The sequence below is a fragment of the Chamaesiphon sp. VAR_48_metabat_135_sub genome (assembly GCF_031418915.1).
GTDB lineage: Bacteria > Cyanobacteriota > Cyanobacteriia > Cyanobacteriales > Chamaesiphonaceae > Chamaesiphon.
In genome coordinates this window covers 1-12,898 of sequence record NZ_JANOJV010000292.1, presented here as the reverse complement: position 1 = coordinate 12,898, position 12,898 = coordinate 1, and the positions used below count along the sequence as shown (strand labels likewise).

General features: G+C 44.8%; 13 protein-coding genes and 1 pseudogene. 8 read left to right on the top strand and 6 right to left on the bottom strand.

From position 1 onward, the window contains the following. The 3 genes from casA to RMO55_RS20340 all read right to left on the bottom strand — a co-directional run. On the bottom strand, positions 1–356 hold a 356-nt coding region (gene casA, locus RMO55_RS20350), incomplete at its 3' end, for a type I-E CRISPR-associated protein Cse1/CasA (protein ID WP_310429726.1). 8 nt (positions 357–364) lie between these two features. Further along, entirely contained in the window at positions 365–3,037 is a 2,673-nt protein-coding gene (gene cas3, locus RMO55_RS20345; protein ID WP_310429724.1) for a CRISPR-associated helicase Cas3', read from the bottom strand. A gap of 2 nt (positions 3,038–3,039) precedes the next feature. Continuing rightward, positions 3,040–4,011, bottom strand: a complete 972-nt coding sequence (locus tag RMO55_RS20340; RefSeq protein ID WP_310429722.1) for a transcriptional regulator — start codon at positions 4,009–4,011, stop codon at positions 3,040–3,042. A gap of 173 nt (positions 4,012–4,184) precedes the next feature. Between RMO55_RS20340 and rpsO the strand changes: the two genes are divergently transcribed. From rpsO to RMO55_RS20320, 4 genes are all read left to right on the top strand, one after another. After that, positions 4,185–4,463: a 30S ribosomal protein S15 gene (gene rpsO / locus RMO55_RS20335; RefSeq protein ID WP_310429720.1), complete on the top strand. Its 279-nt coding sequence runs from the start codon at positions 4,185–4,187 to the stop codon at positions 4,461–4,463. Positions 4,464–4,578: 115 nt separating this feature from the next. Then, complete coding sequence (locus tag RMO55_RS20330) at positions 4,579–5,052, top strand: PAM68 family protein (protein WP_310429718.1); 474 nt, start codon at positions 4,579–4,581, stop codon at positions 5,050–5,052. Positions 5,053–5,087: 35 nt separating this feature from the next. After that, positions 5,088–5,885: an acyl-ACP--UDP-N-acetylglucosamine O-acyltransferase gene (lpxA, locus tag RMO55_RS20325; protein ID WP_310429716.1), complete on the top strand. Its 798-nt coding sequence runs from the start codon at positions 5,088–5,090 to the stop codon at positions 5,883–5,885. A 121-nt stretch (positions 5,886–6,006) separates the two neighbouring features. Next, the gene (locus tag RMO55_RS20320) at positions 6,007–7,005 is read left to right on the top strand and encodes an adenosine kinase (RefSeq protein WP_310429714.1); all 999 of its coding nucleotides are present in this window, start codon (positions 6,007–6,009) and stop codon (positions 7,003–7,005) included. A gap of 267 nt (positions 7,006–7,272) precedes the next feature. Here the strand turns inward: RMO55_RS20320 and RMO55_RS20315 are convergent, their stop codons facing one another. Then, on the bottom strand, positions 7,273–8,082 hold the full coding sequence (locus RMO55_RS20315) for an alpha/beta hydrolase (RefSeq protein ID WP_310429712.1): 810 nt from the start codon (positions 8,080–8,082) through the stop codon (positions 7,273–7,275). Then, on the bottom strand, positions 8,079–9,341 hold the full coding sequence (locus RMO55_RS20310; RefSeq protein ID WP_310429710.1) for a glycosyltransferase: 1,263 nt from the start codon (positions 9,339–9,341) through the stop codon (positions 8,079–8,081). The genes RMO55_RS20315 and RMO55_RS20310 overlap by 4 nt, the downstream gene beginning before the upstream one ends. 266 nt (positions 9,342–9,607) lie before the next feature. Here RMO55_RS20310 and RMO55_RS20305 point away from each other — a divergent pair, with 266 nt between their 5' ends. From RMO55_RS20305 to RMO55_RS20290, 4 genes are all read left to right on the top strand, one after another. Then, positions 9,608–10,294 carry a Bax inhibitor-1 family protein gene (locus RMO55_RS20305; protein ID WP_310429708.1) on the top strand — a complete coding sequence of 229 codons (687 nt, stop codon included), beginning with the start codon at positions 9,608–9,610 and terminating at the stop codon, positions 10,292–10,294. An 89-nt stretch (positions 10,295–10,383) separates the two neighbouring features. Further along, complete coding sequence (locus RMO55_RS20300; protein ID WP_310429706.1) at positions 10,384–10,782, top strand: DUF3119 family protein; 399 nt, start codon at positions 10,384–10,386, stop codon at positions 10,780–10,782. Positions 10,783–10,811: 29 nt separating this feature from the next. Further along, positions 10,812–11,465: a glycerol-3-phosphate 1-O-acyltransferase PlsY gene (gene plsY, locus RMO55_RS20295; RefSeq protein WP_310429704.1), complete on the top strand. Its 654-nt coding sequence runs from the start codon at positions 10,812–10,814 to the stop codon at positions 11,463–11,465. Positions 11,466–11,632: 167 nt separating this feature from the next. After that, complete coding sequence (locus tag RMO55_RS20290; RefSeq protein WP_396134428.1) at positions 11,633–12,286, top strand: GIY-YIG nuclease family protein; 654 nt, start codon at positions 11,633–11,635, stop codon at positions 12,284–12,286. Between the two features lie 123 nt (positions 12,287–12,409). On the opposite strand, the pseudogene RMO55_RS20285 reads toward RMO55_RS20290, so the two are convergent. After that, a pseudogene (locus tag RMO55_RS20285) lies at positions 12,410–12,898 on the bottom strand (hypothetical protein); the annotation flags it as partial.

Sequence of the window (12,898 nt, the reverse complement as noted above, 5' to 3'; positions counted from 1 at the left end):
GCCGCTTGATAGATTTCCCCAGAGGCATCACTCTCGATCGAAATATCCTGCATGAATGGATGTTCAGGATGAAATAGATCGAACTTATCAGCGTGTTGCTGAAGATAATCGATCGCTTGTTGTCCGCCATCTGCTCGAATTTCTTCCCAATGCTCTTCATCACGAGGGCCATTATAAGCACGATGTAAAATCGCAATCAGAAAGCGATGCAAAGCGAGTGTTGTTGGGGGATTGTCAGCTTGAATTTCTCGATATTTACCCCAATCATTAAATAGTTCGATTAGGGATACTTCCTGCTGCTGCCAGCCATGACTGACGACCGGAATCCAGCGTTCTTGTGTGAGGTTAAAAGACATTGTTTAGTTTAAGACTCAGATATTTTAGTAATAACTACACCTTTGAGCGGATCTAGCTCCAATTCCCATTCACCGATCCGAGCAATTCCGCCATCGTCCACAACCACGTAGCGACAGTTTCGCAGCAGGGCAGATTTCCAGGCTGGTGGATTCTGTTGAGCCATCAGCGCATTGACTAGCCCCCGCTTAGAAATTCGAGTGCTACAACCTAAGAGTTCCCGAATTTGCGCTAGATTTGGAGGTTTTGAACTAATTAACCGTTTTTCTTCCGTTTGCGAAATAAATATGGTCGTAACCGAAGTCTCACCCAATCGAGTCATCGCCGCGATCGCACTTTCATCATCTTCCTCCCCTTGGCGGGTAAAGTGTTCGGGTTTTGCATCTTGTCGAGCGGGCGGAAGATATACTCTTTGAGCGAGTGTTTTTTGTTCCTGACAATCTTGGAGGTAGTCAGTTAGAGACGTTTGCCAATCTGTCTGTTCGATCGATGTTAATGAGTCAGGAATAGCCATCTCTAAGTCATAAACTGACTCAATTAACTCATCCATGAGATCGGGTAATTGGATCGTATTTAGAGCGCGAAGAGTGAACCATGTTCGTAGCAAAACATGGCGATCGTAGATAAATCCCGCTGCATCAAAGTCAATATGTTGATGCTCGTTTAATTGCGGCTTAATTATCCATAGAGTAGGCTCTTGGACTTGGCTTGGACGTGTCGCTTTTCGCTCTGGATGTCGATGGAGTCTACCCGATCGCTGTAGAAGTAGATCGATCGGGGCGATATCGCTTATCATTAAATCGAAATCTACATCCAAACTTTGCTCGATTACTTGCGTTGCTACTAAAACAAACTTTTTGGGACGATTTTTACTATCTTTACCAAATTTATCTAGACAGTCGGCTTCAATTCGTTCGCGATCGACAAACAAGAATCGTCCGTGAAATAGTCCTAATTCTGTTGGTAGGAAATACTCTCGCAATCGATCGAATACCGCTTGGGCACGAGCCACCGTCGAACAAATCACCGTCGCACATCCCCCATCGCTTAGTTTCGATGCCAACTCTGCGCCCCAATTCTCTTCATCAACCCAATTGAGATCGAGCGATCGAGTAACATGGTTTGAAGCTGGAAAAGATTTAACGATCGCGCCTTCAAATGTCAGAGCCGTAATGCGGGGATATTCTGCTGGTGGTAGTTCTGGCTCTACCATCCCACAACCCCGTGCGTAAGCATTAACCAACCTAGCGCGGGTACTAGCGGGTAAAGTGGCAGATAACGCGATCGCGGGTGAACCCAATAGAGCCAGCCATTCTAGAAACCTTTCTAGTAAAGTGCCTGTGTACAGATCGTAGGCATGGATTTCGTCCAGAATTACAGTTCGCCCCGCCAAACCAAATAGACGTACAAACTGATGACGCGATCGCACTGCTCCCATCAAAGCTTGGTCGATCGTCCCAACCCCATACGGACTCAGCATTGTTCGTTTCCTTGCCGTGTGCCATTCTCCAGCCGCTACTCGCCCATCTTCATCGTAAACTTGGTCTAAACGACAAACTGTCTCCTGATATTCCGGCTTCAAGGCTGCCGCCGAGTGACTGAGGGTGAGATTTACAACCTGTTGCGGATAACGCTGTCCTAAAAAGCTCTGTACCCGTTTCCACATTGCATTACTCGTCGCTTGAGTTGGTAGCCCAATATAAAAGCCACCAGCACCAGCTTGATGTTGAAGTCGATCGGCTAAATATAAAGCCGCTTCAGTTTTGCCTTCCCCCATTGAAGCTTCAACTAAGACTAGACAAGGCGGCTGTAGATGTTCTGAAAGCTCGATTGCTGCGTCTTGCAGGTGTCGCGGAATGGGATTTTGAGGAAATAGTTGGCCGAATGTCAACGGCTTGCCTGGGGCGATCTTTGTCCACCCGATCGCGGTTAACGCTTGTCTGGCTTTGGCTGGTAATTCGATCGCGTATTCAGCAAATAGTCGATCGTTTGCATAAGGAAATCCAGTCTTTTCATCGGGATTAGAAGCAATCCAATCCGATACCGTCGTCAATCCCGCAATCAGCATCGCAGCAGCATTATTGCATTGAGACGGTAAATCCGATTCTGTTAAACCCACAAAATCGCGGAGTTGAATGAAGATGTCATGACTGAATCGTTGCCACGCGCTCCCTTCCTTCGTTCCAGCTAGCAAATCGTCTAAATCTTGAATATCTTTATTAGATGGAAAAAAGCCATGATGCCCACCCACGATTTTCGCAAGTTTTTTAGATAAACTTTTCTCTATTCCTAATTCAATTAAAAATTCTGGTAGAGTTTTCGCTGTTACTATGCCATGAGGCGTTTTACCTCGCTTAATTTCTGCGGAGTAATCGTGCCACACGCTATAAATATTGTCTCCAACCAGTGCTTTCCCCACTTCGCTAACTTGAAACTGAAATGCTGGACTAACTTTCCCCAAATCGTGACTACCAGCAATGAATCCACAAAATCTAATCAGAGATTCACCCTGCAATCCTAGTCCAATTTCCAGTCGATCGATCGCACTTTGGCTCAGATAATTCCTAACTATTTCCATCGCCACTGATGCTGTATCTGCCAAGTGACAAATCACTGGATGATATTGCGGAGAGCCATTTTCAAACTTAGCGTCGCCCGTCTTTGCCCAAAATCTTTCTGTCATCTTCAATCTCCGGTGTAATAACTCATCATTCCCTCAATTTCCGCCTTAATCATTGCTATCAAATTAGGCGGACTCAAAACTCTAGCTCCCTTGCCATAACTCAAAACCCAACGTTTAATATCATTCAATCCACCTACTGTCATCGTCAGCGTCACAGACTCATCCGTATGTTCTATTAGTTTCTGGCTTGGATGCCATTTACGCTCTCGAATATATGGAGCCGTAGCTGGGTTGAAATGGATCTTTACATCTACCGTTCCAGTTCCCACCTCACATTGAAAAATTTGGTCGAGATATTGGCTTGGTTCAAAATTAGGATCGCGGACAAAGCTATCGATTTTCGGCTCTAACTTCCGAATTCTATCCACTCGAAACCACCGAATCATTTTGCGGTTGTGACAGTAGCCAATCACATAGGGATTAGTTCCGCGATAGATGTGGAGCAAGTAAGGATCGAATACTCTATCGCTAGTCGAATTCCGACTCGCGGTATAGTAGGTCATCTGTACGGACTGTTGGCGATGACACGCATTTTCGAGATTATTCCAAATCACTGGATCGAGATCTAGTGTCGCTTCAGCACGGAACAACATGTGTTCTTCTGATAATTTCTGTAAATCTACCCAGTTTTGCTCTGGTAGTCGTTCGCTCAACCTGGCAATTGCTGTCTCTAGTTCTTGCCGATAGGCTGTGCCACTATATGCTTTGAGCATTCTTGCCCCCAGCGTTAGCGCGAAAAGTTCGCCTTGAGTAAGTGGGTATGTAGACAATCGCCAGGTGGGATCTTGATAGTGATAGCCTTGCTGTTTTGCATAAAGAATCGGCGCGTGTAATCGATCGCGCAAAAAGGCAATATCTGCTCTGACTGTCCGTTCGCTAACTTCCAATTCATCTGCTAAATACTGGGCTGTAGTGCGATCTCGATTGCGTAAAAGTTGGTCGAGGCGAACGATCCGCTCTTCTTGTCTTAACATTGTGGTTCTAAAAGTTTCAGTTAGACCTATACTACCCATCCAACCTGGCAGAAAAGCTTCCGACTTCAAAAATAATCATGTGTGGCGATCGAATTTTCGATCGATCATAGTCAAATCGAACTGTAAATGTTAAAATAGTAAGTTGCAAAATTTAATCAAAGTTTTCAGTATTCATGACCCTAACCCAAGAACGTAAGCAAGAAATCATGACCGCGCATCAGTTGCACGCAACCGATACAGGTTCCTCCGATCTCCAAGTCGCGATGCTGACTGAGAGAATCAACCGTCTCAGCGAGCACCTCAAAGCGAATAAAAGCGATCATGCTTCTCGCCGTGGCTTGTTGAAAATGATCGGACAACGCAAACGTCTATTGGCGTTCATCCAGGCTGACAGCGTTCAACGTTACCAAAATCTAGCTGATAGTCTAGGTATTCGTCGTGTCAAAGACTAGTACCTAGAAAGTAGTGGCTAGTGGCTAGTGACTAGAAAAGCTCTTTCCTAGTCTCTACTCTCTAACCTTTTTCATCACCTCACGCACATATCTCACTTAATAGAAGAACAGCTATATGCCTGCCGAGAATCCCCGCCAATCGGTACCATTTGAACCAAAAAATAGTAACAAGTCGCGTAAATCCGCCACGAAAAAAGGGACACCAATTGTTAAACCACAGACTTCATCGCCAGCAGTGGCAGAACGAGATGCTGGTTTTATTCCTGAAGTTGTCAGTCAACGAATGATTCGGCGGGTATTGGTATTTTGTGGGATTCCCATTATTATGGGCATGTCGATCTTCATTGGCAGTTATTTAGCGATCGTCAACCACTTATTCAAAATTCCCAATACAGTAGTCTTGCTGACTAGTATGGGCTGCTTGGGATTGAGTGTATTGGGACTAAGCTATGGTATTCTTTCTGCCTGTTGGGAAGAAGATGAAACCGTCAAAGGTAGTCTGTTAGGTGTGGCAGAATTTAAAGTTAACTTTGGTAGAATGGCAGATGCCTATCGTGCCTCAAAAGAAATGCAAAGTAACGATCGATAATTTAGTTGAAAGTTGAAAGTTGAGCTTCGCCATCTATGCAAATACATCCCACCGCCGCGATCGAGTCTGGTGCTAAAATTGGGGCCAACGTCTCGATCGGTCCATTTTGCTACATTCGACATGATGTAGAAATTGGGGATAATTGTATTTTAGACGCTCATGTCACCCTGCTACCTTACACCTCGATCGGGCAAAATTGTCATCTTCATAGTAATGTTGTCCTTGGCGATATACCTCAAGATTTAGCATTCAAAGATGAGCCGAGTTATGTCAAAATTGGGGACAATTGTTCCCTGAGAGAAGGCGTAACAATTCATCGCGGCACCAAAGCTGGAACGACTACGACAGTAGGCAATAATTGTCTATTAATGGCATACAGTCACCTCGCCCATAATGTCCAGCTCGGTAATGATGTCATTGTAGCTAATGGCGCACTTTTGGCTGGTTATGTTGAAGTTGGAGATCGCGCATTTATTAGTGGAAATTGTCTGATTCATCAGTTTGCCAAAGTTGGTAGATTGGTAATGATGGCGGGGGGTTCTGCCGCACATAAAGATATTCCCCCATTCTGCATGACGCGCAGTACGACGCTGAATAAAGTAATGGGTTTAAATAGCATCGGTTTGCGTCGAGCGGGATTTACAGCGGATGAAAGATTAACGCTCAAACGTGCTTTTAAAATCCTGTATCAATCGAATTTACTAATTCCTGAAGCTTTAGCAAGATTAGAAACTGAATTCGATTCCGATTTAGTCCGAGAAATCTGTGATTTTATCAAAAATTCCCAACGTGGTATCGCTGGATATGTGCGTCAACGTCAGAGCGAAGAGTAAAATAAGTCGTAAGTCGTAAATCGTAAGTGGTAAGTCGTAAGTCGTAAACTGAAGATGGCTATGTATGGTACTGTCGATCGAGGAGATAGTAAGTATCTTGTTGTTTACTAATTAAATTTTTATGACACGTTACGATATATATGGACTAGGTAATGCTCTCCTCGATGTAGAATGCGAAGTTGAGCCAGAGGTACTAGTAGAATTGGGCATCGACAAAGGTGTGATGACGCTATTAGATGAAGCCAGTCAGAATAAAATTTTAAGTCATCTCGGCGATTGTGCTACCAAACGCACTTGTGGTGGCTCTGGGGCGAATACAATTGTGGCTGTCAGTCAATTTGGTGGTAAAGCATTTTACTCTTGTAAGGTTGCCAATGATGAGCCTGGAGAATATTATCTCAAAGATTTGCTGGAGTCTGGTGTCGATACCAATCTCAAACTTCACCCACCCGAACCAGGCATTACAGGTAAATGCCTCGTTTTCGTCACTCCAGACGCAGATCGGACGATGAATACCTTTCTGGGCATTTCTTCTGGCTTGTCAGATATCGAACTAGTACCAGACTCGATCGCTAACTCGACTTATACTTATATTGAAGGCTATTTAGTTACGGGTGAAAATAGTAAGCAAGCTGCAATTAAAGCCAGAGAAATTGCTGTTAATGCAGGTCAAAAAGTCGCTCTAACGCTATCAGATCAAAATATGGCGAAGTTTTTTAAACAGGGACTTTTAGACATGGTTGGTACTGGAGTCGATCTATTATTTGCTAATGAAAGTGAGGCATTCGAGCTAGCTGGCACTCAAGATTTAGCTGAAGCGATTAAGTATCTAAAAACCATTTCTAAAACATTTGCTGTCACCCTTGGTCCCAAAGGTTCGTTAATATTTGACGGTCAAACATTACTGGAAATCGCACCTTTTCCAGTTAAAGCGATCGATACTGTTGGTGCTGGTGATATCTATGCTGGTGGCGTATTATATGGCATCACTAATGGGATGGACTGGGCAACTGCGGGACGGTTAGGTTCTTTGGCTTCAGCTAAATTAGTCACAACACTTGGTGCGCGGATGGCAACTTCAGATCTTCAGTCTTTATTGAAAGAAGTTAAAAGTATCTAGTCGAGTGGATGCTTGAAAAATAGCTAGTTAACGTGAGTTTTTCCTCGCGTAGATTCTACGCCAACGGGTTAACGATCGCCGCTCGTTCGTATTCTGCTCCGCTCTTTGCCTGCCTGGGTATTAAGCCCCAGGCTAATAGCTTAAGTCTGTTAAAACAGACTGATAGAGAGTGGATCTAACGGTTGTGAGAGGTGTCAATTATCCACTATTCACTGTCTTGAAAAGGTGCTCCACTTGGGGAAACCCCAAGACCGCACTTTTCGCTATTCACTTCCAATAATTAATAATCGATCGAGTAACTTCTTCACTGTGAGTCTGAACTAAATCGTGATCTGCTCCAAGAATGACTTCTAAACTAGCTTGGGGAATTTTTTCGGCATAGGTTTGGGAATGCCATAAGGGAATAGTTCCATCAATTTCACCAGCAATTATAAGGGTAGGAATTGTGATTCGATCGATATCATTTTCGACTGTATCGACGGCATCTTCTGGCTTGAGTCGATCGATCAAAAACGATCGAGCGGCTGGTTGTGTTGAGATCGCTGTACGTGCTGCCAGGATCGTTTCAAAGTATTGATATTTCATTAATTTAGCAAATGGAGCGATCGAACTTAATACCAAGTCTACCAGTGGTGTTTGCCATACCAATGGCTTGAGCCAATTATATCGCCCGACAAAACTATCATCCCTAATTCCCGTTGGAGCTACAAGCACCATTCCGGCTAAATGTGGAATTGAGATCGAATTATCATTCATCGTAATTGCATAAGCCGCCGCCATCCAAGCACCATAAGAATAACCGATCAAATAGAATTCTGATATATCCTTGGCAATTACAAATTCTTGTAAGAAATCAACTTGATGTTCGATTAAATAGCGGATATTTGGTTTGGAAGAATCACCAAAACCCAATAATTCTAAACTGATACAGCAATATTTATCTGATAATCCTTTAGCGATCGAATCTAGTGTCCAAGCATCACCAAAAAAGCCATGTAACAAAATTACGGGGATACCTTCCCCGATACTCGTATAGGCTGCAGTATATTTACTCAATTCGATCGTTTGTTTTTTCATGCCCGATTGACTGGCTGTCTAGTAGAGATAGCTAATTCTATGATATCCGCCGCCCGATTGACACCACCAGCTTCAGAGATCGATCGTTTGAGTCTGAGGGCATTTTCCTGATAACTTGGCTCAGTTAATACCAAATTTAGGGCTGTTTGTAATCTCGTCGCAGTTAATTTATTGAATGGAACGATTTCGCCTGCACCAGTCCAGGCTATTCTAGCCGCGACTCCAGGCTGATCGTTAGTCACGGGAATTGCTACCATCGGCACACCATAGGTCAAACATTCTAGCGCGGTATTCATCCCCGCATGGGTAATCGCAACTGCGGCGCGTTCTAGTAATGCTAATTGCGGCGCGTAACTCACCACGATCGGATTTCCAGGCAAGGCTGGTAGCGATTCTAAGCTGGCTCCACCGAGCGAAATGACCAATTGAGCATCTAGTCCCACACAAGCCTCGGCGATCGCCTTAAATACGTCAGTCAATTGATTTTGCAAGGTGCCCATCGAAGCATAAATCAGTGGTTTATCGGTCAACTGCTCCCACGGAAAATCGACTGGTTTGCGACTAGTCTGGTTGTGATATGGGCCAGTAAAATGGAAATAGTCTGGTAGACTTTTTCTCGGATATTCAAATTCGGCTGGTTGTTGAGTCAAGATTGCTAATTGGGAATCAGCACTAATTTCCGGTGGCAATTTCCATGATTTACGATAATCAGATCTTAATTTTTTTATCGATCTAGTAAAAGGATTAACGAGCTGATACACGAGCTGATTTCGCAGTACCGCCCACCAAGATGGATTATATTTCCACGTAGTAAATAGCGGCGGAATTGTTGGTTCTTGGTTGAAAGGTAATGCACTGCAAATAGTGATAAACGGAATATCTAAAAATTCGGCAACAATTCCGCCTTCGGGTGAAATTTGGTCTACTAATATTGCTTCAATCTGGGCATCTTTGAGCACATTCGGTCCTTCTTTGAGAAATACTATTGCAGATTGTTTAATCCAATCCATTGTGTACAATAGGGCTGCCACACCGCTCAATTTACCGAGTTCCTCAAACAATCGATCGCTCGCACCAGCCGGAAATTCTGCTTCGCCGATCGATCGAAATTCCAAGCCAGCCGCTAACACCTTCGATTTCGCATCAACTATTCCAAAAAATGTGACTCGATGCCCGCGTCGGTGCATTTCTTGCCCCAACGGCAGCATCGTATTCAAATGACCAGTTTCAGCGGGACAGAATAGACCTAAATGAACCATGTTTTAATTGAGAATTGAGAATTGGGAATCTACTATTAGGTGGTGTAAATATCATGGGAGTTGGCTGTACCACCGTATGGGGTGTGCGAGTGTTTCTTACTCCCTTACTCCGTTACTCCGTTACTCCCCTACCCTCTAGACTTTACAATATCTTATAACTTTCCGGATTTAGGTGCGATCGATCTGTATCTATTGAACAGTCATTTCTCCACTGGAGAAGCTGTGCATCGATACTAAGCAAATCGATAGTTTTGGAGATTTAATTTATGCATGTTGTCGCTAGAGAACAGCCCCAAGAGCGGGCTGAGTTTATCAAAAAGACCTATACTCATCTGGCTGGAGCGGTAGGTGCGTTTATCCTGCTAGAGACATTCCTGATTCAGTCGGGGATTGCTGAAATTTTGACAACAGCTCTAATGGGCAGCCGTTTGAGCTGGTTAGCCATCTTAGCCGCATTTTCGGTTTTGGGCTGGTTATCGAGAGAATTAGCAGGCAAAGCAGATTCAGTCTCGTTGCAGTATACTGGATTGGGGCTGTATGTGGCAGCGGAAGCGATCCTATTTGCGCCATTAATATTTATTGCCAATAATCTCTACGATCCGACGATCGTCCCAACCGCAGGTATTCTAACATCACTGATGTTTGTTGGTTTGACCGCAGTTGCTTTTACAACTGGCAAAGATTTTAGCTTCCTGGGTGGCGCACTCAAAATCGGTGGCTGCGTTGCACTAGGACTAATTATCTGTAGTGTAATCTTTGGATTTACCCTAGGTGTATTTTTCTCGGTGATGATGGTTGGATTTGCAATGGCGGCAATCCTCTACGATACATCGAAGATTATGCACCACTATACCAAAGGTCAATATGTTGCGGCTTCCTTGGAGTTATTTGCTTCAGTAGCTTTACTATTTTGGTACGTCCTGCAAATTTTGATGTCCTTGTCTCGTCGCTAAATTAGGGCTAAAGGAGATCGTTGACATGGGAAATTGAACCCCGATTTTGGTTAAAATAGACTAGTTGTAGAGATCGAGATCTAAACCCTGTGACAACGACACCCGCACCAATTCAGTTACCTGCTAAAGTCGAACTCGTCCCTAATTACACAATTCCACTCATCCTTGTTGCCGCAGCCATTCCTATCGCCGCAATTCAAGTCTGGGTGGGTGTAGCGATTGGCATCTTTGGGTTATTTTTGTCGATCCAAACTGCCCTCATCAAACTAGAATTCACCACGACAGCCCTCAATGTCTACCGGAGCACTAAATTAATCCGCGCTTTTCCTTATCAAGAATGGGAAACCTGGAAAATTTTCTGGCAGCCCGTCCCCATTCTATTTTACTTTAAAGAAGTCAACAGCATTCACTTCTTACCAATTATCTTCGACCCACAGATGTTGCGCATCTGTCTCGAATATTATTGTCCTCAAGCAGATCGCGATTGAAGTGAGTCGATCCACCCCATCACACCTGAATGCCACTTAACATGATCATCGCCATCGGTATCTTCACGCTCGCATATTTCCTCGGCTCTTTGCCGACTGGCTATTTAGCCGGAAAATTGCTTCAAGGCATCGATATTCGCGAACATGGTTCGGGTTCCACAGGTGCGACGAATGTCTTGCGAACATTGGGGAAAGTGCCTGGTTCGATCGTGTTACTAATTGATGCCCTCAAAGGTGCCGTAGCTGTAGCAATTGCTAATGCCATATTTACCTTCAATCTCGCGCCCACACTTCCAGTTGAGTGGCAAGCTTATCTAGTGCCGCTAGCAGCGACAGGAGCCATTCTAGGACACAGTAAATCGATCTGGTTAAATTTCGGCGGTGGTAAGTCTGTCGCCACAGGCGTGGGCGTTTTACTGGCAATGTCGTGGCAAGTGGGATTAGCAACGATCGTCATATTTGGCATCTCGATCGCCATTAGTCGGATTGTCTCGATTAGTTCGATCGCGGGCGCAGTTTCAGTGACAATTTGGATGCTCGTATTCGATCGACCATTACCATCGGTTATTTTTGCGATCGTTGGCGGTATCTACGTAATTTGGCGACATAATACCAACATCCAACGGATTATCGCTGGTACCGAACCAAAATTAGGACAGAAAATAGAATCACCCAGTACTTAGATAGTTCGATCGATACTGCAATTGAATGGCGAAAATTACTGTTATATCCCCGACTGCTTGGAGAAGTCGGGGATATGTCCTCGCAAAGAAAGGTGTCGGATGCGATCGACCCGATCGAGCAACGATCTACAATGGTGGCTAGCTTCTTACATATGGAATTGACGATCGTGGAAAATACGCCGGATTTACAGATCGAGCATCAAAACGTCCCAGCCAATCATCAGGGTTTGCACGACTTCTTGTATAGTGCGGCTGACGAACATGCTGTTGCGACTACTCCAGCGCAGTTAAATTTGGATAGCGACAGCATTTTGACCCTGACTGACTGGCAATCACTAGCAGAAAATGCGCGTGTCGCGGGGGTATATGCCGTCCTCAACAGTGCTAACAAAACTCAATACGTCGGATACTCCCGCAATGTTTTGACTTCCCTCAAGGGGCATCTCGCCGAACATGGAAGCGAGATCTGTGCTTACGTGCGGGTACAACCATTTAAGTTTCCCAAACGGGAAGAAATGGAAAGCTTGCGCGATACCTGGATTGCCGAATTAGCGGAAGTTCCACCTGGAAATACTGGTGCGGGTGGAGTTTGGGCGACTACTGTCGGTGAAATTGCGAAAGCGGCAATGTCAGCAGATGAGCAAGCTGCATATGAGGAGAAGAAGCTCAAACTACGGCGGGCGATGGCTGACAGTGCATTAAGTCGAGAATTAGATGCTGCCGCCATTACCAACGAGCAAAAACGCGAGCAGTTCGCCGCTGCGATGACTGATGATAATTGGAGTGCAGTGATTCAATCGCAAACGGCTGAAACAATTTAGCGAGAAAATTTTGGTAATGCGGCTAGAATCTGTCAAACAGTTTTGAAGCGGTAGCACGCAAAATTTCAGATTCCCCAGCCTAGTATGCCCAGATTGTCAACAATCCGACCTTGTTTAATTTTCTTAACTACGACGATACCAAGTAGCCAGTCGTGCGGGTGAAACTCCGACTAGATAGCCAAACACGATCGATTGATTGATTAACGTCGTTTTCCAGACACCCCGCTTCAGCCAACGCCGCGCCGAAGTCACCACTGGCGCAGCTAATATCTCAATTCGCCCTCTGCGTTGCAATTGTCGGATCAGTTCAAAATCTTCCATAATCGGTATTTCCGCAAAGCCACCGACTTCCCAAAATGTAGTTGCAGTCAGGAAAATCGCCTGATCTCCATAGGGCATTTGTCGCCATTTAGATCTCCATGATACCAGCCGTTCGATCCACCGCAAACTCGGCAATGGATCGTCGATTTTCAGGGTAAAAGCTCCAGCGATGGGACGATCTCGTACCGACGAATCTGTTTGAGTTTTTGCGTAGTCTTTTACCCCTCCACAGCCCTCCCCTTTCCAAGGGGAGGGAGCAAAGGCTCCCATTCTCCCATGAACGATCCCAGT

Bases quoted from the DNA above. Each gene is read 5' to 3' on its own strand.
- RMO55_RS20315 (WP_310429712.1), bottom strand. From the start codon at position 8,082: ATGAAAAAACAAACGATCGAATTGAGTAAATATACTGCAGCCTATACG.
- RMO55_RS20330 (WP_310429718.1), top strand. From the start codon at position 4,579: ATGCCTGCCGAGAATCCCCGCCAATCGGTACCATTTGAACCAAAAAAT.
- RMO55_RS20340 (WP_310429722.1), bottom strand. From the start codon at position 4,011: ATGTTAAGACAAGAAGAGCGGATCGTTCGCCTCGACCAACTTTTACGC.
- rpsO (WP_310429720.1), top strand. From the start codon at position 4,185: ATGACCCTAACCCAAGAACGTAAGCAAGAAATCATGACCGCGCATCAG.
- lpxA (WP_310429716.1), top strand. From the start codon at position 5,088: ATGCAAATACATCCCACCGCCGCGATCGAGTCTGGTGCTAAAATTGGG.
- RMO55_RS20305 (WP_310429708.1), top strand. From the start codon at position 9,608: ATGCATGTTGTCGCTAGAGAACAGCCCCAAGAGCGGGCTGAGTTTATC.
- cas3 (WP_310429724.1), bottom strand. From the start codon at position 3,037: ATGACAGAAAGATTTTGGGCAAAGACGGGCGACGCTAAGTTTGAAAAT.
- plsY (WP_310429704.1), top strand. From the start codon at position 10,812: ATGCCACTTAACATGATCATCGCCATCGGTATCTTCACGCTCGCATAT.
- RMO55_RS20310 (WP_310429710.1), bottom strand. From the start codon at position 9,341: ATGGTTCATTTAGGTCTATTCTGTCCCGCTGAAACTGGTCATTTGAAT.
- RMO55_RS20320 (WP_310429714.1), top strand. From the start codon at position 6,007: ATGACACGTTACGATATATATGGACTAGGTAATGCTCTCCTCGATGTA.